Raw genomic sequence first — 20,805 nt, 5'->3', positions numbered from 1 at the left:
GGAGAATTTTAGGGGCAGCGGTGCGACGCTGGGATGGCCCATTGCGTTTGATCCCATGCCGCATGTCCATGAGCGTCTCATCGCACTCATGTGCGGCGACGTGCACATACCCCCGCAGCAGCCGCCCCGCAAAGCCCGATGGACGGGCGGCGGGCGGGCTGGTAAGCGGGGCGCATGAGCCTTGTCGTGGACCATCTTTCGATCCGTTTTGACGCCCGCCGGGTGCTGGAGGGGGTGTCGTTCGCGGTGGAGACTGGCCGAGCGCTGGCGCTGCGCGGGCCGAATGGTGCCGGCAAGACCACGCTTTTGCGCGCGGTGGCGGGGTTGATCCAGACCGATGCGGTGCGGCTCGATGGCCAGCGGATCGCGGATCTTCCGCCGGGGGCGGTGCAGTTCTCCGGCCATCGCGACGGGATCAGCGCGGCGCTCACCGTTCGCGAAAACCTCGCCTTCTGGGCTGGCCTCGTGGGCGGCGATGTGGACGCGGCGCTCGACGCGATGGACCTCGCCCGGTTTGCAGACCGCCCGGCGGCGCGGCTCTCGGCGGGGCAGAAACGCCGCACGGGTCTGGCGCGTCTGGCGCTGACGCCCGCGCGGCTGTGGCTGCTCGATGAGCCGACCAACGCGCTCGACAGCGCGTCGATCGCGCGGCTCGGCACGATGCTGCAGGCGCATCTTGCCCAAGGCGGGATCGCGCTGATTGCGACCCATGCGGATCTCTCGGGCTTCGGCGTCGCGACGGACACGCTCACCCTCGCCCCGCCAACCCGGCGTGTGGAGAGCCCTTTTCTGGAACCCGCCTCATGAGTCTGCTGCTCCGCGAACTCCGGCTCGGTCTACGCACCGGCGGCGGCGCGCTTCTGGCGCTGTCGTTTTTCCTCATCACCATCGCGCTCGCGCCCTTCGCCATCGGACCGGAGCGCGACCTCCTGCAACCCATTGCCCCCGGCCTCCTCTGGCTCGGCGCGCTGCTGGCGATGCTGCTCTCCCTCGACCGGCTCTTTGCCCGCGACCAAGAAGACGGCACGCTCGATCTGCTCGCCATGAGCCAACCGCTCTGGCAAATCGCCGCCGTCAAAGCCCTCGCCCATTGGCTGCTGACGGGGGTGCCGCTGACCATCCTCTCCCCGGTGCTGGCGCTGATGCTGAACCTCTCCGCCGCCGCGATCCCGACCCTGATGGCGTCACTATTCATCGGCACGGCAGCGCTTTCGCTCATCGGGACCATCGGCGCGGCGCTGACCATGGGGCTGACCCGCGGCGGCCTCCTGCTCGCGGTCACCATGCTCCCGGCGACGCTCCCGACCCTCATCCTCGGCGCAAAAGCCGCGCAACTGGCCTCCACTGGCGGCGATCCGCTCCCGGCCCTCGCGCTCCTTTCAGGTCTCACCCTGCTGCTCGCCCTCGCTGCGCCGCCCGTTGCGGCGTTCTGCCTGCGCCTTCATCTCAACGCCGGGAATTGAAATTCCCGCCATTTCGGTCCACATGACGCCCATGCCCAGCTCGACGCCACGCCCCTCCCTCTGGCAATTCGCCAACCCGACGCGCTTCCTCGCGCTGACGGACCGGCTGATGACCCCGCTTTGGGTGCTGGCGACTCTGGCCCTCGTGATCGGCCTCGGCTGGGGGCTGCTGTTCACACCACCCGCCGAACTGCATGGGCCGGGGGTGAAAATGCTCTTTGTCCATGTCCCGACCGCGCTGATCGCGATCAATTGCTGGCTCGTCATGCTCGTCGGCTCGGCGATCTGGTATATCCGCCGGCACCATGTCTCCGCCCTCATCGCTCGCTCGGCGGCCCCAATTGGCGCGGTCATGACCTTCCTCGCCCTGCTCACCGGCGCGGTTTGGGGACAGCCTGCCTGGGGCGCGTGGTGGGTCTGGGGCGATCCGCGGCTGACGTCTTTCCTGATCCTCTTTCTCTTCTATCTCTCCTATCTCGCCCTTGTGAACGCGATGGAGAGCAGCGAGCTGGCCGATGATCTCGCCGCCGCACTGTGCCTCATCGGCTCGGTCTTTGCGCTCCTCTCGCGCTATGCCAACTGGTTTTGGGAGCAGGGTCAGCATCAGGGCTCGTCCCTCTCGCTCGACCGGAGCGAAAATGTCGCCAACGCCTATTGGCTGCCGCTCGTTCTCACCATGGCGGGTTTCGTTCTCTATTTCCTCGCCCTCACCCTCACCCGCACGCGCACGGCGATCCTGACCCGCCGGTTGCGCGCCATGGAGGACCGCGCCTGATGGATCTCGATCTCGGCCGCTACGCCCTCAACATCACCATCGGCTATGGCGCGACCGCGCTGGCGCTGATTACGCTCGCCTCCGTCAGCTTCGCCAAGGCCCGGAAAATCCGCAGGCATCTCAAGGATTTCAAATGAAAAAGCTTATCTATTTCGTTCCGCTCATCATTCTGATCGTCCTCGGGGTCGGGGCTTATCTGCGCCTTCAGGGCGGCGAGAGCGAAGGGCGCAGCGCGCTCGAAGGCCAGGCGCCGCCGGTCGAGCGCTTCGTCTCCGCCATCGACGACAGCCCGGCGGAAAGCTTTGCCACGGGCGATTATCTTCTGGTGAATTTCTGGGCGAGCTGGTGCGGGCCCTGCCGTGTCGAACACCCGATCCTGATGCAGCTTCAGGAGCAGGGCGTGCCGATTTATGGCGTCAACTACAAGGACAACCCGCAGAAAGCCGCGCTCTTCCTCAAAGACCTCGGCAACCCTTTCACCGAGCTTTACATCGACGAAAGCGGCCGCGGCGCATTTGACTGGGGCCTCTTCGGTGTGCCGGAAACCTTCCTCTTGAACGGCGACGGCGCGGTGGTGGCCCGCTTCGCAGGCCCGCTCACCCCGGCCCAATGGGACAGCACGTTTGGGGATTATTTCCCCGACGTGTCCGTGTCCTCGGTCGAATAACGGGTGAACACCCCGGCCTGCGCGAAGATGAAAACGAACATCGCAATCGGCAGGACGAAGGTTTTCACCGTCACCCAGGTCTCGGTCCCCATGAGCCGCCAGACGAGTTCATTGGCGACGGCCATGGCGAGGAAGAACCACGCGAAACGTTTGGTGAGGATCATCCAGCCCTCTTCGGTCATCGCCAGCGCTTCGCTCAGAAACAGCCGCAGATAGCTGGTGCCGCGCATGATCCCGAAGCCGAGGATCGCGGCGAAGGCGGCGTAGATGATCGTCGGCTTCATCTTCACGAAAGTCGCATCGCGCAGGACGATGGCGAGACCGCCGAAGAGCAGCACGATCACGGCGGTCAGCAGCGCCGCGGGCGGCAAGCGCCGCTCGGCCACCCATGAGACACCAAGCGCCAGCAGAATCGCCGGGATAAACAGCTTCGTCGCAAAGAGCAGTTTTTCCAGCTCCAGTTGATCGGCGCTGAGACCCTCCGCCACCGGGGCCATGCGATAGGCCACGAAAAACAGAATGATAGGGCCGAACTCGGTCAGAATCCGTCTGATTGCCTGCATAATTTCTCCCGCCCGTCCGGGCTTACCGTCCAAATTCCACAAGGATCGCGCCGCCTGCGATAACGCAAAGCAGGATCGCGCGCCATGTGCCAATTTTCTCCCCCAGGAAATACCAGCCGATGAGCCCGGCGAACACCACGGATGTTTCGCGCAAGACCGCCGCCTCGCCGACCTTGTCGAGCCGCGTCGCCATCATCACCGCGCCGAAGGAGATGAAAGCGATGAGCCCGCCCGCGATCCCGCGTTTGATGAGCGGAACGAGCGGCGGCGGATTGTCGATTTGGCGATAGCGCCGCCATGCGAAGGGCAGGAATGTCACCCCGTCGAGAAAGAAAAACCACGCAAGGAAGGTGAAAGGATCCTCGGGCTGGCGGATCCCCCACGCGTCATAGGTGGTATAGGCGGCGACCATGATGCCGGTGAAAAAGGCGAAAATCAGCGCGTGAAACAGCGCCTTGCGGTTCACATCGGCCTGCATGAGGTTCAGCCCCGCAAGGCCAAAGATCCCGCCAACGAGCAGCGCCACGCCCAGCCATTGCACCGGCAAATAGCTTTCGTGAAAGACGATCCCGGCGATGAACACCGTGACCAGCGGCCCCATCCCGCGCACCACCGGATAGACGACCGTGAAGGCGCCGCGATCATAGGTCATGGCTTGCAGGAGTTTGTAAGCGATGTGGATAATCATCGCGCCCGCGAACACCTTCCACATATAGGGCTCAGGCCACGGCACCACGAAAAGCGCAAAGGGCGCGGCCATCACGCCGTAGCTCAGATCCATCGCGCCGCGTACCAGCCACGGATCGAACCGCCCTTTCTGGAGCGCGCCGAACGCCGCGTGGAAAATCGCCGCCAGGAGCGCAAGGATCATGGCGAGCCGCGTGCCCTCTGGCGTCCCGGCGAGAGAGACGAACCATTCGCCCATCAGAGCCGCATTCCCATTCCGGTGCGCCGCACGAAGCCGACGCTTTCGTAAAGCTTTTCCGCCCCCGGATCGGCGATCAGCGAGAGATAGCAACTCGCGGGCAATTCCGCCCGGCACCAGCGCATAAGGCGGTCCATCACAGCGCGGCCAAGACCCTGCCGCTGGTGATCGGGGTGGACGGCGATATCGGTGATATGCACAAAACAGCCGCCATCCCCGATGACGCGGCCCATGGCGATGATCTGGCCGTTTTCATAGCAGGCCACCGCGTGGAGTCCGCCCTTGAGACCGCGCCTAACCGCTTCATCGCTCTTCGCGCCGAGACCGGTGATCTTGCGCAAGGCGTTGTAATCAGAGGCGTAAGGCGGCGCGCCCTCGCGCCAGTCGCGGCTCATGAAGCATCGAGCCCGGTCAGCGCTGCGGCAAATTCTTCGGGGTCGAATGGGGCGAGATCGTCAATCGCCTCGCCGACGCCAATCGCGTGGATCGGCAGGCCGAATTTATCCGCCAGCGAGACCAGAACGCCGCCCTTGGCGGTGCCGTCCAGCTTGGTCATCACAAGGCCGGAGACATCCGCGATTTTCTGGAAAATCTCCACCTGACTGACCGCGTTCTGCCCGGTCGTCGCGTCCAGCACCAAGAGCGTGTTATGCGGCGCATCGGGGTCCTTCTTGCGGATCACCCGGACGATTTTTTCCAGCTCCGCCATGAGGTCCGCGCGGTTTTGCAAACGGCCTGCGGTGTCGATCATCAGCAGATCCGCGCCATCCCGCTCGGCGCGTTCCATCGCCGAAAAGGCAAGGCTCGCCGGGTCTGACCCCTGCGGCGCGGTGAGGACCGGCACCCCGGCCCGCTCACCCCAGACCTGAAGCTGCTCCACGGCGGCTGCGCGGAAGGTGTCGCCCGCCGCGATCACCACCGATTTGCCCGCCGCCTTGAACTGACTCGCCAGCTTGCCAATGGTCGTGGTCTTGCCGGAGCCGTTGACCCCGACGACCAGCACCACCTGCGGGGTCTTGGCAAAGAGCGGCATCGGTTTGGCCACCGGGTCGATGATCTGCGTAATCTCATCGGCCAGAAGCTGCTTGATCTCCTGCGCCGAGAGACGGCGACCCAAGCGGCCCTCTGCCATATTCGCGGTCACACGGAGCGAAGTTTCAACGCCCATGTCGGAGGTTATGAGCAGTTCTTCAAGTTCCTCCAGCATTTCGTCGTCAAGGGTCCGGCGCGGCACATCGCGCCCTCCGCCAAACATGCGGCCCAAAATACCCGGCTTGGCCTGCGCCTCCTTCGGCGCTTCCGGCACCGGCGTCTCTACTGGCTTGACCGGCGGCGTCGCGTCAGGCGGCATCGGAGAGACCTGCGGACCCGGCGGCGGTGTCGGCGCGGGCGCAGGCTCGCCCTCCTCCACCTGTGGCACCGCCGTCTCAACAGGCGCGCGGGCCTCCGCCTCGTCGTCATCGGTCTCCGCCATCGGGGCGCATTCGGCGTAAGGCACCTGATCGACATCGGGGTCCTCGGGGCGCGCGGGCTGCTCCGCCTCAAACGGCGCGTCGGCGGGCTTTTGCGCAGCCTGATCCTCCTCCTCGCCCTCGGCTACGATGGCATCGAGACCATCGCCGAGTTTGGACGAGGATTTGAACAGCCGGTCCTTCATTTTGCTGAAAAAAGACATGCGCGCCTCCTTGGTTACCTCCCAACTAATGCGCCGCGCGGCATTTGGAAAGGGCCACTGGCGGAGGCGGAACACATCGGCTAGGCTGAATAGGAAGGAGACCCGTTCATGCGCCTGTTGCTCTCGCTCTTGATCGCCCTCTCGCTGCCCGCTTTCGCTCAGGAACGGCCCAGCGAGGATGAGATCATCGCCAACGCTACCGATATTCCGCCCGAAGAATGGCGCGAACTCACCGAAGGAAATGTCGTCACCTATTACGACTCCGAGGGCGAGTTTTTCGCCAATGAGTATTACGAGGAGGATGACAGCGTGCGCATCCATCTCAGCGGGTCGTTTTGCATGAATGGGAGCTGGACGGATTGGGAAGGGCTCTACTGCTTTTCCTGGGAGCGCGGCGAGCCGAGTTGCTTCCGCCATGTTCGCTATGAGGACGAGATTTACGTGATCGATGATGAGGCGGAACCGGGCGAGAAGGTGCAATCGGTCACCCGCATCGGGCCGCTCCCCTATGGCTGCACGGTGATGCAGGGCGCATGACCACCCCGCCGGGCAGTGAGCGCGATCCCGAACTGGAAGAGAGACTGCGCGCCGCCATTGCCGGGGTTGCCGGGCATGAGCCGCGCACGCGGCATAAAGACAACGGCAAGCCGCGTTATGTGAACCGGCTGATCGAAGCCGCCTCGCCCTATCTTTTACAGCACGCGCACAACCCGGTCGATTGGTGGCCATGGGGAGACACGGCCAAGGACGAAGCCGCGCGGCGCGGTGTCCCGCTTTTCATCTCCGCCGGGTATGCGACCTGCCACTGGTGCCATGTAATGGAGGAGGAGAGTTTCGACGACGAGGAGGTCGCCGGGCTCATAAACCGCTATTTCGTGCCGGTCAAGCTCGACCGCGAGGCGCGGCCCGATATCGACCAGATTTATATCATGGCGACCTCGATCCAGCATCGCCATGCGGGTTGGCCGAACTCGGTTTGGGCCCTGCCCGATGGCCGCCCCTTCCACACCGGCACCTATTTCCCGAAACCGCAATTCATGCAGCTTTGCGGCGCGATTGCCCAAGGCTGGCTTGGCGGGAAACGGGCGGAGATGGAGCAATTCGGCGCGGATCTCGCGCAGGCCGTCGCGAATGGCATGACGCGGGCGCATGACGCCGTGCCGCTCGACGAGGCCCCGGCCCGCGCCATGGCGCAGCTGGCCCAGCAATTCAACGCCGAGCATGGCGGGTTTTCCTCCGGCACGCAGTTTCCCCATGAGGGCAATCTGGCCTTTCTCATCGACCATGCGAGCCGCACCGGGGATGCAGAGGCCCGCGAGATGGCGCTCAAAACCCTCGATGCGATCAATCAGGGCGGCATCCATGACCAGCTTGGCGGCGGGTTCCACCGCTATGCGGTCGATGTGAATTGGCGCACGCCGCATTTCGAGAAAATGCTCTACAATCAGGCGCTTTTGGTGGATTGCTATAGTGCCGCCTATCAGCTTGACCCGAAAAGCGACACTCTCCGCGCCCTCGCCCGCTGTATCGCTTATGTGCAGCGCGAACTCACCGCGCCCGAAGGATTTTTCTATGCCGCCGAGGATGCGGACAGTCTCAACCCGGCAGGCAAGCTGGAGGAAGGCGCGTTCTACTGCATCGCTGCCGAGGATGTGGACTGGTTGGTCGAGAGTGAGACGATCAAGGCGCTCGGCCTCGATCTGCCGCCGACGCTGGAGGCCGGTCCCGTGCCGCATATGGCGCAGGGCACGATCCCCGAAGCGGTCGAGGTGGAACTGGACCGGCTCCTCGTCTGGCGCGACGACCGCCCGCGCCCGCTGCGCGACGAGAAGATCATCGCGGGTTGGAATGGGCTGATGATCCGCGCCATGGCCGAGGCCGGGCGGCTCTTTGAGCGCGCCGATTGGGTGCAGGCCGCCGCGAAAGCCTATGGCGCGGTGATGGACCGGCTCGACGGGCCGCAAGGGCTGCGCCGGATCGCCCTTGGCACCCGTGTCGCCGAAGCGGCCAATCTCACCGATTATGCTTGGCTTGGCCTCTCCGCCCTCGCCCTTGGCCGAGACGATGATGCGGAGCGGCTGGCCGATGAGATTCTCGCCCGCTTCGCTGCCGGGGATCGCCTGAAACTAACCGAAGAGGATGGCCCGCTCGGCCCCGTCTTCGAGATCGAGGACGGCGCGACCCCCGCAGGCGAATCCTCCGCGCTGGAACTGCTCGCCCGGCTCGATCTCATCCGCCCGAACCCGGCCCGCCGCGCCCGCGCCGAGGCGCTCGCCGCCGCCCTCTCCCGCCCCATGGCGGAGATGCCGATCACCCGCCTCGTCGGCCTGCGCGCCGCGCGGATTCTGGCGGAGGGCGAGACCGGCCCGATCCGGCGCTATGGCGGCATCACGCTGCATCAGCATCACGACAAGATCACGCTCGATCTCGAAAAAGGCTGGCATATTCAGGAAGGTGGACTCTATCTCGACGGCCAGCGCCTCGGCCCGTTCGAGGGCAAAGCCATCCTGCCGCGCGCCAGGGAAATCGTCGTGCAGCCCTGCACCGAGCGCGAATGCCTGCCGCCGCGCGCCTTCCCCTTCAGCGCATGAAAAAGGGCGGCTCGATGGCCGCCCCGTTTCCTTAGCTCGTGTAATTCTCGCTCCATTTGACCTCTTCGGGGTCCTTCGCGATCATCAGGAAGAACGCCCCGACGAGCCCGGAGAGCAGCGAGCCGACCAGCACGCCGATCCGCACCCCGTTGAGTTGCTCGGGGTCCGTGAAGGCCAGCGAGCCGATGAAGAGCGACATGGTGAAGCCGATCCCGGCGAGCATCGAGACGCCGTAGAGTTTCTTCAGCCCCACCCCATCCGGCAGATAGGCCAGTTTGAGCCGCGTGACCGCGAAGGCCGTGCCGAAGACGCCGATTTGCTTGCCAATGAAGAGACCCGCCGCAATGGCGATGGTGATCGGCTGGAGGAAATCCTCCATCGTCAGGCCGACAATCGGAACGCCCGCATTGGCGAAGGCAAAGAGCGGCATGATGACGAAAGACGACCACTCATGCAGCCCGTCCTCCCAGGATTGCGCCAGCGAGAACCCTTCCTCGTCAGCTTTGAGCGGGATGCAGAAGCCGAGGATCACGCCTGCAATGGTCGCGTGAACGCCGGATTTCAGCACCGCGACCCAGAGGGCGAGACCGACGAGGACGTAAAGCGCCTCGCGCCGCACCGCGCGCATATTCATGAAGACGAGCAGCGCCGTAAGGGCCGCGCTCAGGATCAGCGCGTTGACCGACAGTTCCTCCGTGTAGAAGAACGCGATGACGAGGATCGCCAGAAGGTCATCCACCACGGCGAGCGCCAGCAGGAAGGTTTTGAGGGTCGAGGGCACCTTGTCGCCAAAGAGGCTCAACACCCCGATGGCAAAGGCAATATCCGTCGCCGCCGGGATCGCCCAGCCACGCGCCTCCGCGCTCTCGATCCCAACGATGCCGACAAAGACCAGCGCCGGGACGACCATCCCGCCCACGGCGGAGTAAACCGGCAGTGCCGCCCGGCTCCATGTGGATAGCGAGCCGCGCACGATTTCGCGTTTGATTTCAAGGGCAACAACGAGGAAGAAGATCGCCATCAGCCCGTCATTGATCCACAGCAGAAGCGGTTTGGAGATCTTGATCTCGCCAATCGCCGCCGTTGTGGGCAAGTTCAGAAACGCGTCATAGATCTCGCCGGTGACCGGCAAGTTTTTCGCCAGAATTCCGAGCAGTGCTGCAATGCCCAGAACGACGCCGCCTGCGACGTCGGACTCCAGACCAAAAACCTTTTTCGCCATGAATACCTCCGTTTATGGGGCCTATATGGCGGTTTCCACCCGAGTGCGGAAGGGGTGCCGGTCACGATTCTCACGAAATCGCGATAACAGTTTTGTTGGGTCAGAAAAGACGGCCCTGCCCGTCCGGCTCCGCTCCAGGCGTAAGAGCAACGCGGCCATCGCGGAACTCGATCTCGGCAGGGCGGCGCGTCTCGGCGCTCGCTTTGTCGGCAATCAGCGCGCCCTCCGCGTCCCGAATAATCGCATAGCCGCGCTCCAGCGTCGCCTCATACCCAAGGCTCGCATGGACACGGGAGAGCGCCGCAAGCGCATCCTGCGCCGCGCGGTGACGGCGCTGCCCGGCCTGATCGAGCCGCAGGCCCATCTGGGTCAGACGCTCTTTTCTTGCCTCGGTCCGCTCCGGCGCGGCTTGTGCGTCAAGGCGCCGGGTCAGCCCGCGCAGCGCGTCCGCCGCAAAACGCGCAGGCCGCGCCCCCGCATGATCGAGCCGCGCGCCGATCTGCATGAGCCGGTCACGCCGCTGCGCTGCCCGCTCGGTCTGTCGCTCTGGCGAGGATTGCGTCGCCAAGCGCCGCGTAAGCGCGTCCAGATCGCGGCGCCTCTGGCGGATCGCGCGGTGACTTTCCGCTTCAAGATCGCGGGACAATTGCCTGAATTGATGAGATTTCTGCGATAGATTCTCGCCCAGAAGATGCCGCCCGAAATTCACCTCGGCGAGCTTCGTCCGGCGCGTCTGCACCGAACCCGCCAAGAGACGCGGCAGTTTGTCCCCGAGATAATCAAGCTTCTGGCTGGCCTCGGCGGTGAGCGCTTCGGGCCGGGGCAAGCCGCGCCGCAGATCGGTCAACCGCTCGCGCGCTCGCGAGAGCCGCGCTTCCATCGCGCGCAGCCTTCGCGCCTCCTGATCGCCGAGCCAAGCCATCAGTTCAGCCCGCACCGGCACCGCCATTTCCGCCGCAGCGGTTGGCGTCGGCGCGCGGCGGTCGGAGACGAAATCAATCAGCGTTGTATCCGTCTCATGGCCCACGGCGGAAATCAGCGGGATCTCACTCGCCGCCGCCGCGCGGACCACGGCTTCCTCGTTGAACCCCCACAAATCCTCGACCGACCCGCCCCCACGGGCCACGATCAGCAGATCGGGCCGGGGCAGCGCGCCGCCGGGTGTGAGCGCGTTAAAGCCCTGAATCGCGCGGGCGACCTCCGGCGCGGAGGCCTGCCCCTGCACGGCGACGGGCCAGACCAGCACCTTGCGCGGAAAACGCTCGCGCAGGCGGTGGAGAATGTCGCGGATCACGGCCCCGGAGGGCGAGGTCACAACGCCGATGATCTCCGGCAGCCACGGAATCGGCTTCTTGCGGCTCTCGTCAAACAGCCCCTCGGCGGCCAGCGCCTTTTTGCGCGCCTCCAGCATCGCCATCAGCGCGCCCGCCCCGGCCGGGGCAATATCGTCGATCACCAGCTGATATTTCGACTGCCCGCCATAGGTGGTGAGCCGCCCGGTCGCGATCACCTCCATCCCCTCTTCGGGCAGGGTCGCGAGCCGCGCCGCGACGCCCTTCCAGCAGACGGCGGCGATGACCGAACGGTCGTCCTTCAGGTCGAGATAGAGATGCCCGGAGCGGGGCCGCGAGACGCGCCCCACTTCACCGCGCACGCGCACATGGCCGAACGCGCCCTCGATGGTGCGCTTGATCGCCCCCGACAGTTCGGAGACCGAAAATTCCGGCGCATTGCCGCCCGCGTTGTCATCATCGTCGAAAAGGTCCATGCCCCTTGTTGCCCCGTCCGGGCCGCAGGATCAAGCGATAGGGGAAGGTTGACGCGGGAGCGAGGCCCCCATTTTACACCACCTCTAGGAGAAGAGCCGATGCGGCAACGTAAGAAGGATGCAGAACGCTGCGCGATCGAGCGGCCCTCCATCTCTAGTGATTGCCCCCGCGTCCCCTTCTGCTTACAAGGCCAAGAGTTAAGGGGAGACTAAAGCAATGAATATTTTGATCCTTGGCAGCGGCGGGCGTGAACATGCGCTGGCATGGGCCGTGGCGCAGAACCCGAAATGCGACCGGCTGATCTCCGCGCCCGGCAATCCCGGCATGGCGGCGCTTGGCGATTGCGTGGCGATTGACCCTTGCGATCCCGACGCGGTGGTGGCGCTCTGCGACGAATATTCCATTGATTTTGTTGTGATTGGCGCCGAAGCGCCGCTTGCGGCAGGTGTCGCGGACGCGCTCCGCGCGGCGGGTGTGCTTTGCTTCGGCCCGTCCAAGGCGGCGGCGAAACTGGAAGCCTCCAAAGCCTTCACCAAAGAGATTTGCGACGCCAGCGGCGCGCCGACGGCGGGCTATGCGCATTTCACCAATGAGTCCGCCGCGCTGGATTATGTCCGCGCGCAAGGGATGCCGCTCGTCATCAAGGCGGACGGTTTGGCGGCGGGCAAAGGGGTCATCATCCCCGAAACCCTCGGCGAGGCGGAGACGGCGATTTCCGAGATGTTCGGCGGCCAGTTCGGCGCGGCGGGCGCGGAGGTCGTGATCGAGGAGTTCATGACCGGCGAGGAAGCCTCCCTCTTCGTTCTCTGCCATGGCGAGACGGCCATGCCCGTCGGGACGGCGCAGGACCACAAACGCGTCGGCGAAGGCGATACGGGCCTCAACACCGGCGGCATGGGCGCCTACTCCCCGGCCCCCGTGCTGACCGACGCGGTTCTGACCCAGGCGATGGACGAGATCATCCACCCCACCCTTGCGGAAATGGCGCGGCGCGGCACCCCGTTTGAGGGCGTGCTCTATGCGGGTCTGATGATCGAGGACGGGCGCGCGCGGCTGGTGGAATATAATGTGCGCTTCGGCGATCCCGAATGTCAGGCCCTCTGCGCCCGCCTCGGCGCGCAGATGCTGGACCTCCTGCTGGCGGCCGCGCGCGGCGAAGAGATCCCGGCCCCGCAATGGGCCGACGATCACGCCATGACGGTGGTGATGGCCGCGAAGGGCTATCCCGAGGCTTACCAGAAAGGCACCGAGATCACCGGCGCGGAGAGCAATGACCCGCTGGTGCAGATCTTCCACGCAGGCACGGCGATGGCGGACGGCAAACTCACCGCCAGCGGTGGCCGCGTCCTCAACATCACCGCCCGCGGCCCCGACCTCGCCGCCGCCCGCGACCGCGCTTACGGCGCGATTGACGGGATCGACTGGGAAGACGGGTTTTACCGCCGCGATATTGGCTGGCGGGCGCTCTGATGACGCTGAAGAAATTCGCAAAGCTGCTGCTGATCACCGTCCTTGCGATTTTTGGTATCATGGCGGTGTTGCTCGGCGGGTTTATCTTCATGATCGACCGAAATTTGACCGAGACGAATAAAGCGCGCCAGCCTGAAGCCATTGCTGAATTTGTCGCACTTGGAATGGCGTCCGATGAACAATATTCGGATGAGTTTTGGATTCCCGGCGCAGCGCAGTGTCTCAAAACGAAGGACCGTATGGTTCGAACGTCCGATGATGGCGTTAGTGGAGAATCTGATCCTAATTGGACCAATCCACCGACCTGCAATAATTATCATCTAGAAGATGGCCCAAATGACTGGCACCAAATGGCTGCTGGCGAAAGTTCTTACCTGCCTCCTTGGTGTGTGCCCTACGCCGCCAGAACGTCTGGTGGCGAAGAGCACACAAAGGAGTTTAACGTCACCCTGACGACCATCTCGCGAATGGGCTCACCCGCACCACATCTCGATGGCGAGGGAGGCGTCAATGCTTCGGCCATCACGCAGGCACAAAAGATCGCGCTTGCTGAGCCTTACGGCACCTTTGTGGACGAAGATTTTGCTAACGATCCGCAGAAAGTTCTCGATCTCGTCGATATACGCTTCGTCCGCACGGATCGCTGCGATGGCTTTGACATGCATCGCCTTAAGGTCAATGTGAAGGATCAAGACGCGCTCGACGAGATCATGTTTCTCGGGAACAAATAGATCAACCCAACACCCGCCCAAGCCCCCGGAAATACCGCCAGGTCATCGCAATGGCTGCGCCGGCGAGACCGAAGGCGAGGCCGGCCCAGATGCCCATGACGCCGTAGTCCCAGACGAAGGCCATCAGGTAAGCGCTGCCAAGGCCGATCACCCAATAGGAGATCAGGGCGATGATCATGGTGACGGTCATGTCCTTGATCCCGCGGAGCAATCCCGCACCGACGGCTTGCAGACCGTCCACCAGCTGGAACGCGGCGGCGATCAGCAGGAGCGGCGCACCGATGGCGAGGATTTCGGGCGATTCCGGGTTGTCGAGATCGAGGAACAGCCCGACCAGCCCTTCGCGGAAGGTGGTCAGGATGATCGCCAGCGCGACGGTCACGCCGATGGTCAGATAGATGATCACGAGCGAGGCGCGGCGCAGGCCCTTGGCGTCGTTCCGGCCAACGGCGCGGCCGACGCGAACGGTCGCGACCGAGGCGAGGCCGAGCGGGATCATGAAGCCGACCGAGGTGATTTGCAGCGCGATCCCGTGGGCGGCGAGTTCCACCGTCCCGATCCAGCCAACCATCAGTGAGACGGCGACGAACATGCCGACCTCGGCCACAAGAGTCGCGCTGATCGGCAGGCCGAGCCGGACCACCGCGCCGAACATTGACCAATCCGCCCGCCAGAAGCGTTGAAAGAGGTTGAACCGTTTGAGGAAACCCGCGCGGTTCACATAGATGAGCAGCGCCCCGGCCATCACGATATTCGTGCCGACGGTCGCAAAAGCCGCGCCGCGCAGGCCGAGGGCGGGGAAGCCGAAATTGCCGAAAATCAGCGCGTAATTCAGCAGGATATTGGCGAAGAATCCGGCGAGCGTGGCGAACAGCACCATCCCGGCCCTCTCCAGAGCCGAGAGATAGGAGCGAAGTGTCATCACGGTCAGCGCGGGCAAGAGCGCCCACATGGCGATGCGGATATAGCTTTGCGCGTGCATGGCGAGGTCGGGCTGCTGGCGGAACGCGATCAGCAGCGCGCCGGAGAACCACATCAGCGGAATCGTGATGATCGCAAAGGCGATGTTGACCCAAAGTCCCATGCGGACCGAGCGGCGCACGGACACCACATCATCGGACGCCGCGGCCCCGGAGGCCATCGGCATCACGGCATAGGCAAAGCCCGAGCCGAAGATGAAAATGATGAAATAGAACTGCGTGCCGAGCACGGCGGCGGCCAGATCATAGGCGCCGAGCCGCCCGACCATCACCGTATCGGTCGTGCCAATCGCGATCTGCGCCAGTTGCGCGCCGACAAGCGGCACGGCAAGGCGCAGCGTGGCCATCAGATGGCCCTTCCAGCTTGGATCCTGTTGCATACGAAACTCCATCCCCAAACCATGCGCGGGGGAATCCGTGCCGAATAACCGAAATCCTAGCGCCCTGTCCACCCCCGGAACTGTGACGCAGATCGCAGAACGCCGCCCTCGAAGGGGCGGCGCATCCATCTGAAAAACCGAAACTGTTTGCCGGGTCTGCTTTAGATCTGTTTCTCGGGCATCCGCACGACCAGCCCGTCGAGATCCTCCGTGACCTTGAGCTGACAGGTCAGCCGCGAGGTCTCGGGGTCCGGCGCATAGGCGAAATCGAGCATGTCCTCTTCCATCATGTCCTTGGCCGGGAGCTTGTCGGTCCAGCTCGGGTCCACATAGACATGGCAGGTCGAACAGGCACAGGCACCGCCGCAATCGGCCTCGATGCCCGGAATGTCATTGTCCCGCGCGCCTTCCATAACCGTGAGACCCGGGGCCACATCGACCACATGCTCTTTGCCGTCATGCTCAATGTAGGTGATCTTGACCATCGCTCATCTTCCTTACTTGCTACGGGCCATCCTCGTCGCGGCAGAACCTAGTCATTTCTGCCTCCGGGGAAAAGGGCGGAAACGGCAAATGCAGCGGCGTCAATTTTTCACAACTAAATTTCAAATATGCAGGATGCTTTAATTAACTACTTCACCCGGTTTATTTTGAATTTTCATGAGTTTTGCCGCAAATTCCCCCTCGACAGCGCGGCTCTGGGTGAGGGCCGCCGAGGATAGGTGGGTGTTCACATGGGTCGATTGATTATTCAGACGATGGTGCCATTGGCGGCGCCGCATGGGCAAAAGGGTGTGACCCTGCCGCTGCATATGAATTTCGACTATTTCGGCACGCTGGAGCAGGAAAGCGGATCGCGATTCACGGACGGCTCGGGCCGTCTGTCGGTGACGGCGGATCCGGCCAATCTCGGCGCGGCGGAATTTGGCGAGGCGCAGGTGGTCCATATCGAAACGCTGACCCTGCGCGATCACAGCGGCGCGCTCGTGGCGCGGATGCAGACGAGCGGGATCGAGGTCACGCTGCGCTATGACGACACCAAAAACGGCGCGGCCTGGACCCTGCCGGACCCATCCGAAATCACCTATCAGCTTCAGGAAACCGGCCTCGCCTTTCGTGGCAGCATGGGCGCGGATCGGGTGTCGCTCAACAATGGCGTGGCGCTGGAAGGCGCGCATATGGCCGGGCGCGGCGGCAATGACCATCTGACGGCGACAATGAATGACGATGTGGTCCTCGGCCATCGCGGCAATGACAAGCTGATCGGGCTGGCGGGTGATGATCTGCTGCGCGGGTTTCAGGATCACGACGTGCTGATCGGCAATTATGGCGACGACACGCTGCGCGGCGGTCAGGGCCGGGACCGGCTCATCGGCGGCGCGGGCGATGACGTGCTGACCGGCGGGCATGGCCGCGACGTGTTCGTCTTCCGCGACAATGACCGGGGCGAGGATCACGTGACCGATTTCAACCTCGATCACGACCGCATCGCCATTCGCGGCCCCTACGGTTTCGACACATTGGAGATCACCGATCACGATACCGGCGCGATGATCCATCTGGCGGACGGCACTGTCACGCTGGACGGGATCGACGCCCATGACCTGACAGCGGATCTCTTCCTCTTCTGAACGCCCACCCACTCGAAGGGCGGACAGCAAAAAGGCGCGGAAGGGTTTGCCTCCCGCGCCTTTTCTGTTTCGTCTAACGCTTACTCGTCTTCGGTGAGCGGCACGGCCACGAAACGCGGCTGGCCTTCCCGGCGCACGAGGAAGAGGACCGAGGATTTGCCTTCTTCACGGGCCGTCTCCACCGCCGCGCGCAGATCCTCGACCGAGGAAATGCTGGTCTGGGCGGCTTCCGAGATCACGTCACCGGCGCGCAGGCCCTTCTCAAACGCCTCGCTCGATCCCTCAAGCTCCATCACAACCACGCCTTGCGCGTCGTCCGGCAGGCCGAAGGTGTCGCGTGTTTCCGCATTGAGCGGCGCGAGGGTCATGCCAAGAATCGTCGGCGCAGTTTCCGGGGTTTCCGGCTGATCGGGGTTGTCTTGCTCGTCGCCATTGGTCTCGCCCAAGGCATCTTCAAGACGGCCCAGCTCAACACGGAGCGTCTCCGTCTGGCCATCGCGAAACACCACCACGCGGGCGGTGCTGCCCACTTCGGCTTCCCCGACAAGGCGGATCAGTTCGGACACATCGTCCACTTCCTCGCCATTAAACGCGGTGATCACATCACCCGTCTCGATCCCGGCCATCCGCGCGGGCCCTTCCGGCACATCGCTGACCAGCGCGCCATTGGTGCTTTCAAGACCAAGCGCTTCGGACATGTCCTCATTGATGTTCTGGATCTGAACGCCAAGCCAGCCGCGGCGGGTTTCACCATATTCGCGAAGCTGCTCGACCACCTGTTCGACCACATTCGACGACATCGAGAAGCCGATCCCGATGGAGCCGCCATTCGGCGACAGGATCGCGGTGTTCACACCGATCACCTCGCCCTGCATGTTGAAGAGCGGGCCGCCCGAGTTGCCCCGGTTGATCGCGGCATCGGTCTGGATGAAGTCGTCGTAATTGCCCTGAAGAGAGCGCCCACGGGCCGACACGATCCCTTGGCTCACGGAAAAGCCCTGACCGAGCGGGTTGCCGATCGCCAGCACCCAGTCCCCAACCCGCGCGGCATCCGAGTCGCCGAAACGGGCGAAGGGCAGCGGCTCATCGGCATCGACCTTCAGAAGCGCGATATCGGTTTTCGGGTCGGTCCCGATCACCTTGGCCTGAAGCGTGTTGCCGGACTGGAACTCGACCTCGATCTTGTCCGCGCCGTCAATCACGTGGTTGTTCGTGACCACATAGCCATCCGCCGAAATCACGAAGCCCGAACCAAGCGCGTTGGAAGACCGCGGCGGGCGCTGCTGCGGCGATTGCTGGGGCATTTGCGGGATCTGGTCGAAGAAGTCGCGCAGCATGTCCTCGAAGGGCGAACCCTCGGGGATCATCGGCCCGACACCATTGCCGCCTTGTGTCATTTCAATCGTGGTGGTGGTGGCGATGTTGACCACCGCCGGCCCCATATCTTCCACAAGCTCCGCGAAACTCTCCGGGGCGCCTGCGGGCTGTGCCTCCGCCGGTTGTGCCGCGATGAGCGCACCGGCACAAAGCCCCGCCATCAACAATGCCTTGAGCGATTGCCGGGTCCGATCCAGCGGGGCAGCATAGGCCTTTACGGTATTCATTCTTGGGTCTCCTCAGTCTGCTCGGTCTCAGCGGCGGGTGCCTCATCAGCCTCTTCTGCGGCCTCGGTCGTCGCCTCGGCCTCAGGAGCCTCCGCGGCGCCGGCATCCGTGTCGTCCTCAGCCGGGGCTTCGTCGGCATTGGTGCCAAGCTCCGCATCCGGATTTTCCGCACGGTCCCGAATATCTTCTACCGTAACTTCGAGATCAGGTTCGACCTCGGGAGTTTCAACCCGCTCAGTGATCACAACATCCTGAATTTCAGCCCCATCAATGGTAAGCGCATTGAAGTAATCGAAAAATTCGCTGTCCGGCGAGATCACCATCGAGGCGGACCCATTGCCAAGCGCGCGCTCATAAGCGGTGAGCGAGCGGTAGAAGGCGAAGAAATCCTCGTCCCGGCCATAAGCGTCCGCATAGATGCTGTTCCGCTCCGCATCCGCTTCACCGCGCACGATCTCGGCTTTCTTGTTGGCCTCAGAAACGAGTTCCACCACGGTCCGGTCCGCCGCCGCGCGCACCTTCTGCGCCGCCTCGCGGCCGCGCGCACGTTCATCCGCCGCTTCCCGTTCCCGCTCCGCCTGCATCCGCGCAAAGGTCGCGGCGAGGTTCTGTTGCGGCAGATCGGCACGTTTGATCCGCACGTCGATCAGCTCCACACCCAGCGATTCCGCATCGCCGCGCGCTTCGTCGCGAATGTCATTCATCAGCGAAACGCGGTTGTCCGAAAGCACCGCATTCGAGTCGACCGAACCCAAGATTTCCCGAAGGCTCGCATTCAGGATCCGGCGCAGACGCGATTCTGCCGCGTCGATCCCGCCATTCGAAACCGCCTGACGGAACATCACCACATCGGAAATCCGCCAGCGCGCGAAGGCATCGACCACAAGACGGCGATCATCGAGGGGCGTGACCTCCAGCGGCTCGGTGTCGAGCGAGAGGATCCGGTCGTCATAGCGCACGACGTTCTGGATGAAGGGCACCTTGAAGGCGAGGCCCGGCTCTTCCTTCACATCACGCACCTGACCGAACTGAAGCACCAGCGCACGTTCACGCTCGTCGACGATAAACACGGCCTGCCAGATCCCGATGATCAGGGCGAGCAGGACAATGGGGATAACGGGTTTGAAATTCATTACTGCTGCTCCTCATCCGTGTTGGTATTGCTGCGCTGAAGCTGGTCCAGCGGCAGATAAGGCAGCACGGACTGGCCGCCATCGGGTTGGTTCAGGATGACTTTCTGGCTCTGGCCAAGCACCTGTTCCATGGTCTCGAGATAAAGACGCTTGCGGGTCACAACCTCTGCCTCGGCATATTCTTCGAGAACCGAGTTGAAGCGCGCCGCTTCACCGGTCGCCTCGTTGACCACACGCGCACGATACGCTTCCGCATCCTGCAAGATCCGCGCGGCGTCACCACGCGCACCGGCCAGCACTTCGTTGGCATAGGCGTCTGCACGTTTCTCCAGCGTATCGCGCTCCTGCTCTGCGGCCTGAACGTCGCGGAAGGCGTCGATCACCTCGCTCGGCGGGTCGGCCTTGTCGAAGTTGAGACGGACGATCCGCACGCCGGAATTATAGGTGTCGAGGGTGGTTTGAATGATGTTCAGCACCTCGTCCGAAATGATCCCACGGTCGCGGTTCAGGATCGGACCAAGCTGCGAGCGGCCCACAACTTCGCGCATCGCCGATTCCGACACGGCGCGAATGGTTTCTTCGGGTTCAGCAAGGTTGAAGAGATATTGCGCCGGGTCCGAAATGTTCCAGACCACCTGAAAATCGATATCAACGATGTTCTCGTCCCCGGTCAGCATCAGCCCCGAGTCATTCGACTCTGGTGCGCCGACGCCGATATCCACGGTGTTCTCCCGCGTGACCGGCAGAACCTCATGCGTGACCAGCGGCCAAGGCGCGAAGTTCAAACCCGAATTGCCGATTTCCGAAAACTCGCCAAGGAACAGCTCTACGGACTGTTCTTCCGGCTTCACAGAATAGAAAGAATTGTAGAGCCACACGCCGGCCATCACCACGAGCACAATCAGTCCGATGCCGAAGCCGCCCGGCCCTCTGCCGCCGCCGGGGGTGTTGCCACCGCCGCCATTGCCGGATTTGCCGCCGAAAATGACCTTCAGCTTTTCCTGGCCCTGGCGGATCACCTCATCAATGTCGATCTCGCCTTGCTGCTGGCCGGGTTTCTGCCCCTGCTGCGGGCGCTGCGGACGGTCGCTCTGTCCCCATGGTGTTTTCGGCGGTGTCTTGGGCGGCTCGTTCCCGCCGCCGTTTGAACCATTGCCGCTGCCCCATGGGCCGCCCTTGTCACTATATGGCATATCTCTTCCTGAACTGCTGAACTTAGACGTATT

Annotated in this window: 21 protein-coding genes; 10 read left to right on the top strand and 11 right to left on the bottom strand. The window is 63.6% G+C overall.

The genetic code is table 11. The features are described 5' to 3' along the window. Positions 1-174 precede the first annotated feature (174 nt). Genes ccmA through ACMA5I_RS11115 form a run of 5 tightly spaced genes read left to right on the top strand, consistent with a single transcriptional unit; the run spans position 175 to position 2,905 of the window. Positions 175-807, top strand: coding sequence for a heme ABC exporter ATP-binding protein CcmA (gene ccmA, locus ACMA5I_RS11135; protein ID WP_525886345.1), 633 nt, complete (start codon positions 175-177; stop codon positions 805-807). After that, positions 804-1,463: a heme exporter protein CcmB gene (ccmB, locus tag ACMA5I_RS11130; RefSeq protein ID WP_525886344.1), complete on the top strand. Its 660-nt coding sequence runs from the start codon at positions 804-806 to the stop codon at positions 1,461-1,463. Before ccmA ends, ccmB begins: the two co-directional genes overlap by 4 nt. A gap of 31 nt (positions 1,464-1,494) precedes the next feature. Then, complete coding sequence (gene ccmC, locus ACMA5I_RS11125) at positions 1,495-2,238, top strand: heme ABC transporter permease CcmC (protein ID WP_525886343.1); 744 nt, start codon at positions 1,495-1,497, stop codon at positions 2,236-2,238. Then, positions 2,238-2,375: a heme exporter protein CcmD gene (locus ACMA5I_RS11120; RefSeq protein WP_525886342.1), complete on the top strand. Its 138-nt coding sequence runs from the start codon at positions 2,238-2,240 to the stop codon at positions 2,373-2,375. The genes ccmC and ACMA5I_RS11120 overlap by 1 nt, the downstream gene beginning before the upstream one ends. Further along, entirely contained in the window at positions 2,372-2,905 is a 534-nt protein-coding gene (locus ACMA5I_RS11115; RefSeq protein WP_525886341.1) for a DsbE family thiol:disulfide interchange protein, read from the top strand. The genes ACMA5I_RS11120 and ACMA5I_RS11115 overlap by 4 nt, the downstream gene beginning before the upstream one ends. Here ACMA5I_RS11115 and ACMA5I_RS11110 read toward each other — a convergent pair. From ACMA5I_RS11110 to ftsY, 4 genes are read right to left on the bottom strand one after another with little or no spacing between them, the layout of a single operon-like run. Next, positions 2,869-3,468, bottom strand: a complete 600-nt coding sequence (locus ACMA5I_RS11110; protein WP_525886340.1) for an inner membrane-spanning protein YciB — start codon at positions 3,466-3,468, stop codon at positions 2,869-2,871. The genes ACMA5I_RS11115 and ACMA5I_RS11110 overlap by 37 nt on opposite strands. A gap of 22 nt (positions 3,469-3,490) precedes the next feature. Continuing rightward, complete coding sequence (locus ACMA5I_RS11105; RefSeq protein ID WP_525886339.1) at positions 3,491-4,393, bottom strand: EamA family transporter; 903 nt, start codon at positions 4,391-4,393, stop codon at positions 3,491-3,493. Then, positions 4,393-4,788: a GNAT family N-acetyltransferase gene (locus ACMA5I_RS11100; RefSeq protein ID WP_525886338.1), complete on the bottom strand. Its 396-nt coding sequence runs from the start codon at positions 4,786-4,788 to the stop codon at positions 4,393-4,395. The genes ACMA5I_RS11105 and ACMA5I_RS11100 overlap by 1 nt, the downstream gene beginning before the upstream one ends. Further along, a complete protein-coding gene (gene ftsY, locus ACMA5I_RS11095; RefSeq protein WP_525886337.1) occupies positions 4,785-6,068 on the bottom strand; it encodes a signal recognition particle-docking protein FtsY in 1,284 nt (427 codons plus the stop codon). The genes ACMA5I_RS11100 and ftsY overlap by 4 nt, the downstream gene beginning before the upstream one ends. A 108-nt stretch (positions 6,069-6,176) precedes the next feature. On the opposite strand from ftsY, the gene ACMA5I_RS11090 reads away from it, so the two are divergent. Beyond that, positions 6,177-6,605 (top strand): hypothetical protein, encoded by a 429-nt coding sequence (locus ACMA5I_RS11090; RefSeq protein WP_525886336.1) that lies wholly within the window; start codon positions 6,177-6,179, stop codon positions 6,603-6,605. Then, entirely contained in the window at positions 6,602-8,659 is a 2,058-nt protein-coding gene (locus ACMA5I_RS11085; RefSeq protein ID WP_525886335.1) for a thioredoxin domain-containing protein, read from the top strand. Before ACMA5I_RS11090 ends, ACMA5I_RS11085 begins: the two co-directional genes overlap by 4 nt. 31 nt (positions 8,660-8,690) lie before the next feature. Here ACMA5I_RS11085 and nhaA read toward each other — a convergent pair whose 3' ends face one another. Both nhaA and xseA read right to left on the bottom strand, forming a co-directional pair. Continuing rightward, positions 8,691-9,881: a Na+/H+ antiporter NhaA gene (gene nhaA, locus ACMA5I_RS11080; protein WP_525886334.1), complete on the bottom strand. Its 1,191-nt coding sequence runs from the start codon at positions 9,879-9,881 to the stop codon at positions 8,691-8,693. Between the two features lie 100 nt (positions 9,882-9,981). Then, positions 9,982-11,649, bottom strand: coding sequence for an exodeoxyribonuclease VII large subunit (gene xseA, locus ACMA5I_RS11075; RefSeq protein WP_525886333.1), 1,668 nt, complete (start codon positions 11,647-11,649; stop codon positions 9,982-9,984). Positions 11,650-11,866: 217 nt separating this feature from the next. Here xseA and purD point away from each other — a divergent pair, with 217 nt between their 5' ends. Continuing rightward, positions 11,867-13,120: a phosphoribosylamine--glycine ligase gene (purD, locus tag ACMA5I_RS11070; protein ID WP_525886332.1), complete on the top strand. Its 1,254-nt coding sequence runs from the start codon at positions 11,867-11,869 to the stop codon at positions 13,118-13,120. Next, positions 13,120-13,851 (top strand): hypothetical protein, encoded by a 732-nt coding sequence (locus ACMA5I_RS11065; protein ID WP_525886331.1) that lies wholly within the window; start codon positions 13,120-13,122, stop codon positions 13,849-13,851. The genes purD and ACMA5I_RS11065 overlap by 1 nt, the downstream gene beginning before the upstream one ends. Before the next feature lies 1 nt (position 13,852). Here ACMA5I_RS11065 and ACMA5I_RS11060 read toward each other — a convergent pair whose 3' ends face one another. Further along, positions 13,853-15,211 carry an MATE family efflux transporter gene (locus ACMA5I_RS11060; RefSeq protein ID WP_525886330.1) on the bottom strand — a complete coding sequence of 453 codons (1,359 nt, stop codon included), beginning with the start codon at positions 15,209-15,211 and terminating at the stop codon, positions 13,853-13,855. A 161-nt stretch (positions 15,212-15,372) separates the two neighbouring features. Further along, entirely contained in the window at positions 15,373-15,696 is a 324-nt protein-coding gene (locus ACMA5I_RS11055) for a 2Fe-2S iron-sulfur cluster-binding protein (RefSeq protein ID WP_525886329.1), read from the bottom strand. 249 nt (positions 15,697-15,945) lie between these two features. Between ACMA5I_RS11055 and ACMA5I_RS11050 the strand changes: the two genes are divergently transcribed. Then, positions 15,946-16,842: a calcium-binding protein gene (locus ACMA5I_RS11050; RefSeq protein WP_525886328.1), complete on the top strand. Its 897-nt coding sequence runs from the start codon at positions 15,946-15,948 to the stop codon at positions 16,840-16,842. A gap of 80 nt (positions 16,843-16,922) precedes the next feature. Here ACMA5I_RS11050 and ACMA5I_RS11045 read toward each other — a convergent pair whose 3' ends face one another. Genes ACMA5I_RS11045 through hflK form a run of 3 tightly spaced genes read right to left on the bottom strand, consistent with a single transcriptional unit; the run spans position 16,923 to position 20,772 of the window. After that, positions 16,923-18,446: a DegQ family serine endoprotease gene (locus ACMA5I_RS11045; RefSeq protein WP_525886327.1), complete on the bottom strand. Its 1,524-nt coding sequence runs from the start codon at positions 18,444-18,446 to the stop codon at positions 16,923-16,925. Then, complete coding sequence (gene hflC, locus ACMA5I_RS11040) at positions 18,443-19,579, bottom strand: protease modulator HflC (RefSeq protein WP_525886326.1); 1,137 nt, start codon at positions 19,577-19,579, stop codon at positions 18,443-18,445. The genes ACMA5I_RS11045 and hflC overlap by 4 nt, the downstream gene beginning before the upstream one ends. Then, on the bottom strand, positions 19,579-20,772 hold the full coding sequence (gene hflK, locus ACMA5I_RS11035; RefSeq protein ID WP_525886325.1) for an FtsH protease activity modulator HflK: 1,194 nt from the start codon (positions 20,770-20,772) through the stop codon (positions 19,579-19,581). The genes hflC and hflK overlap by 1 nt, the downstream gene beginning before the upstream one ends. Between the last annotated feature and the right edge of the window lie 33 nt (positions 20,773-20,805).

This window comes from Jujubicoccus corallicola (assembly GCF_047345645.1).
GTDB lineage: Bacteria > Pseudomonadota > Alphaproteobacteria > Rhodobacterales > Rhodobacteraceae > JBLEFH01.
The sequence above is the reverse complement of the archived record's forward strand: the minus strand, read 5'-3'. Positions and strand labels throughout refer to the sequence as shown.

Excerpts from the sequence above, each read along its gene's own strand:
- ccmA (WP_525886345.1), top strand. The coding sequence starts at position 175 with ATGAGCCTTGTCGTGGACCATCTTTCGATCCGTTTTGACGCCCGCCGG.
- ccmB (WP_525886344.1), top strand. The coding sequence starts at position 804 with ATGAGTCTGCTGCTCCGCGAACTCCGGCTCGGTCTACGCACCGGCGGC.
- ccmC (WP_525886343.1), top strand. The coding sequence starts at position 1,495 with ATGCCCAGCTCGACGCCACGCCCCTCCCTCTGGCAATTCGCCAACCCG.
- ACMA5I_RS11120 (WP_525886342.1), top strand. The coding sequence starts at position 2,238 with ATGGATCTCGATCTCGGCCGCTACGCCCTCAACATCACCATCGGCTAT.
- ACMA5I_RS11115 (WP_525886341.1), top strand. The coding sequence starts at position 2,372 with ATGAAAAAGCTTATCTATTTCGTTCCGCTCATCATTCTGATCGTCCTC.
- ACMA5I_RS11110 (WP_525886340.1), bottom strand. The coding sequence starts at position 3,468 with ATGCAGGCAATCAGACGGATTCTGACCGAGTTCGGCCCTATCATTCTG.
- ACMA5I_RS11105 (WP_525886339.1), bottom strand. The coding sequence starts at position 4,393 with ATGGGCGAATGGTTCGTCTCTCTCGCCGGGACGCCAGAGGGCACGCGG.
- ACMA5I_RS11100 (WP_525886338.1), bottom strand. The coding sequence starts at position 4,788 with ATGAGCCGCGACTGGCGCGAGGGCGCGCCGCCTTACGCCTCTGATTAC.
- ftsY (WP_525886337.1), bottom strand. The coding sequence starts at position 6,068 with ATGTCTTTTTTCAGCAAAATGAAGGACCGGCTGTTCAAATCCTCGTCC.
- ACMA5I_RS11090 (WP_525886336.1), top strand. The coding sequence starts at position 6,177 with ATGCGCCTGTTGCTCTCGCTCTTGATCGCCCTCTCGCTGCCCGCTTTC.
- ACMA5I_RS11085 (WP_525886335.1), top strand. The coding sequence starts at position 6,602 with ATGACCACCCCGCCGGGCAGTGAGCGCGATCCCGAACTGGAAGAGAGA.
- nhaA (WP_525886334.1), bottom strand. The coding sequence starts at position 9,881 with ATGGCGAAAAAGGTTTTTGGTCTGGAGTCCGACGTCGCAGGCGGCGTC.
- xseA (WP_525886333.1), bottom strand. The coding sequence starts at position 11,649 with ATGGACCTTTTCGACGATGATGACAACGCGGGCGGCAATGCGCCGGAA.
- purD (WP_525886332.1), top strand. The coding sequence starts at position 11,867 with ATGAATATTTTGATCCTTGGCAGCGGCGGGCGTGAACATGCGCTGGCA.
- ACMA5I_RS11065 (WP_525886331.1), top strand. The coding sequence starts at position 13,120 with ATGACGCTGAAGAAATTCGCAAAGCTGCTGCTGATCACCGTCCTTGCG.
- ACMA5I_RS11060 (WP_525886330.1), bottom strand. The coding sequence starts at position 15,211 with ATGCAACAGGATCCAAGCTGGAAGGGCCATCTGATGGCCACGCTGCGC.
- ACMA5I_RS11055 (WP_525886329.1), bottom strand. The coding sequence starts at position 15,696 with ATGGTCAAGATCACCTACATTGAGCATGACGGCAAAGAGCATGTGGTC.
- ACMA5I_RS11050 (WP_525886328.1), top strand. The coding sequence starts at position 15,946 with ATGGGTCGATTGATTATTCAGACGATGGTGCCATTGGCGGCGCCGCAT.
- ACMA5I_RS11045 (WP_525886327.1), bottom strand. The coding sequence starts at position 18,446 with ATGAATACCGTAAAGGCCTATGCTGCCCCGCTGGATCGGACCCGGCAA.
- hflC (WP_525886326.1), bottom strand. The coding sequence starts at position 19,579 with ATGAATTTCAAACCCGTTATCCCCATTGTCCTGCTCGCCCTGATCATC.
- hflK (WP_525886325.1), bottom strand. The coding sequence starts at position 20,772 with ATGCCATATAGTGACAAGGGCGGCCCATGGGGCAGCGGCAATGGTTCA.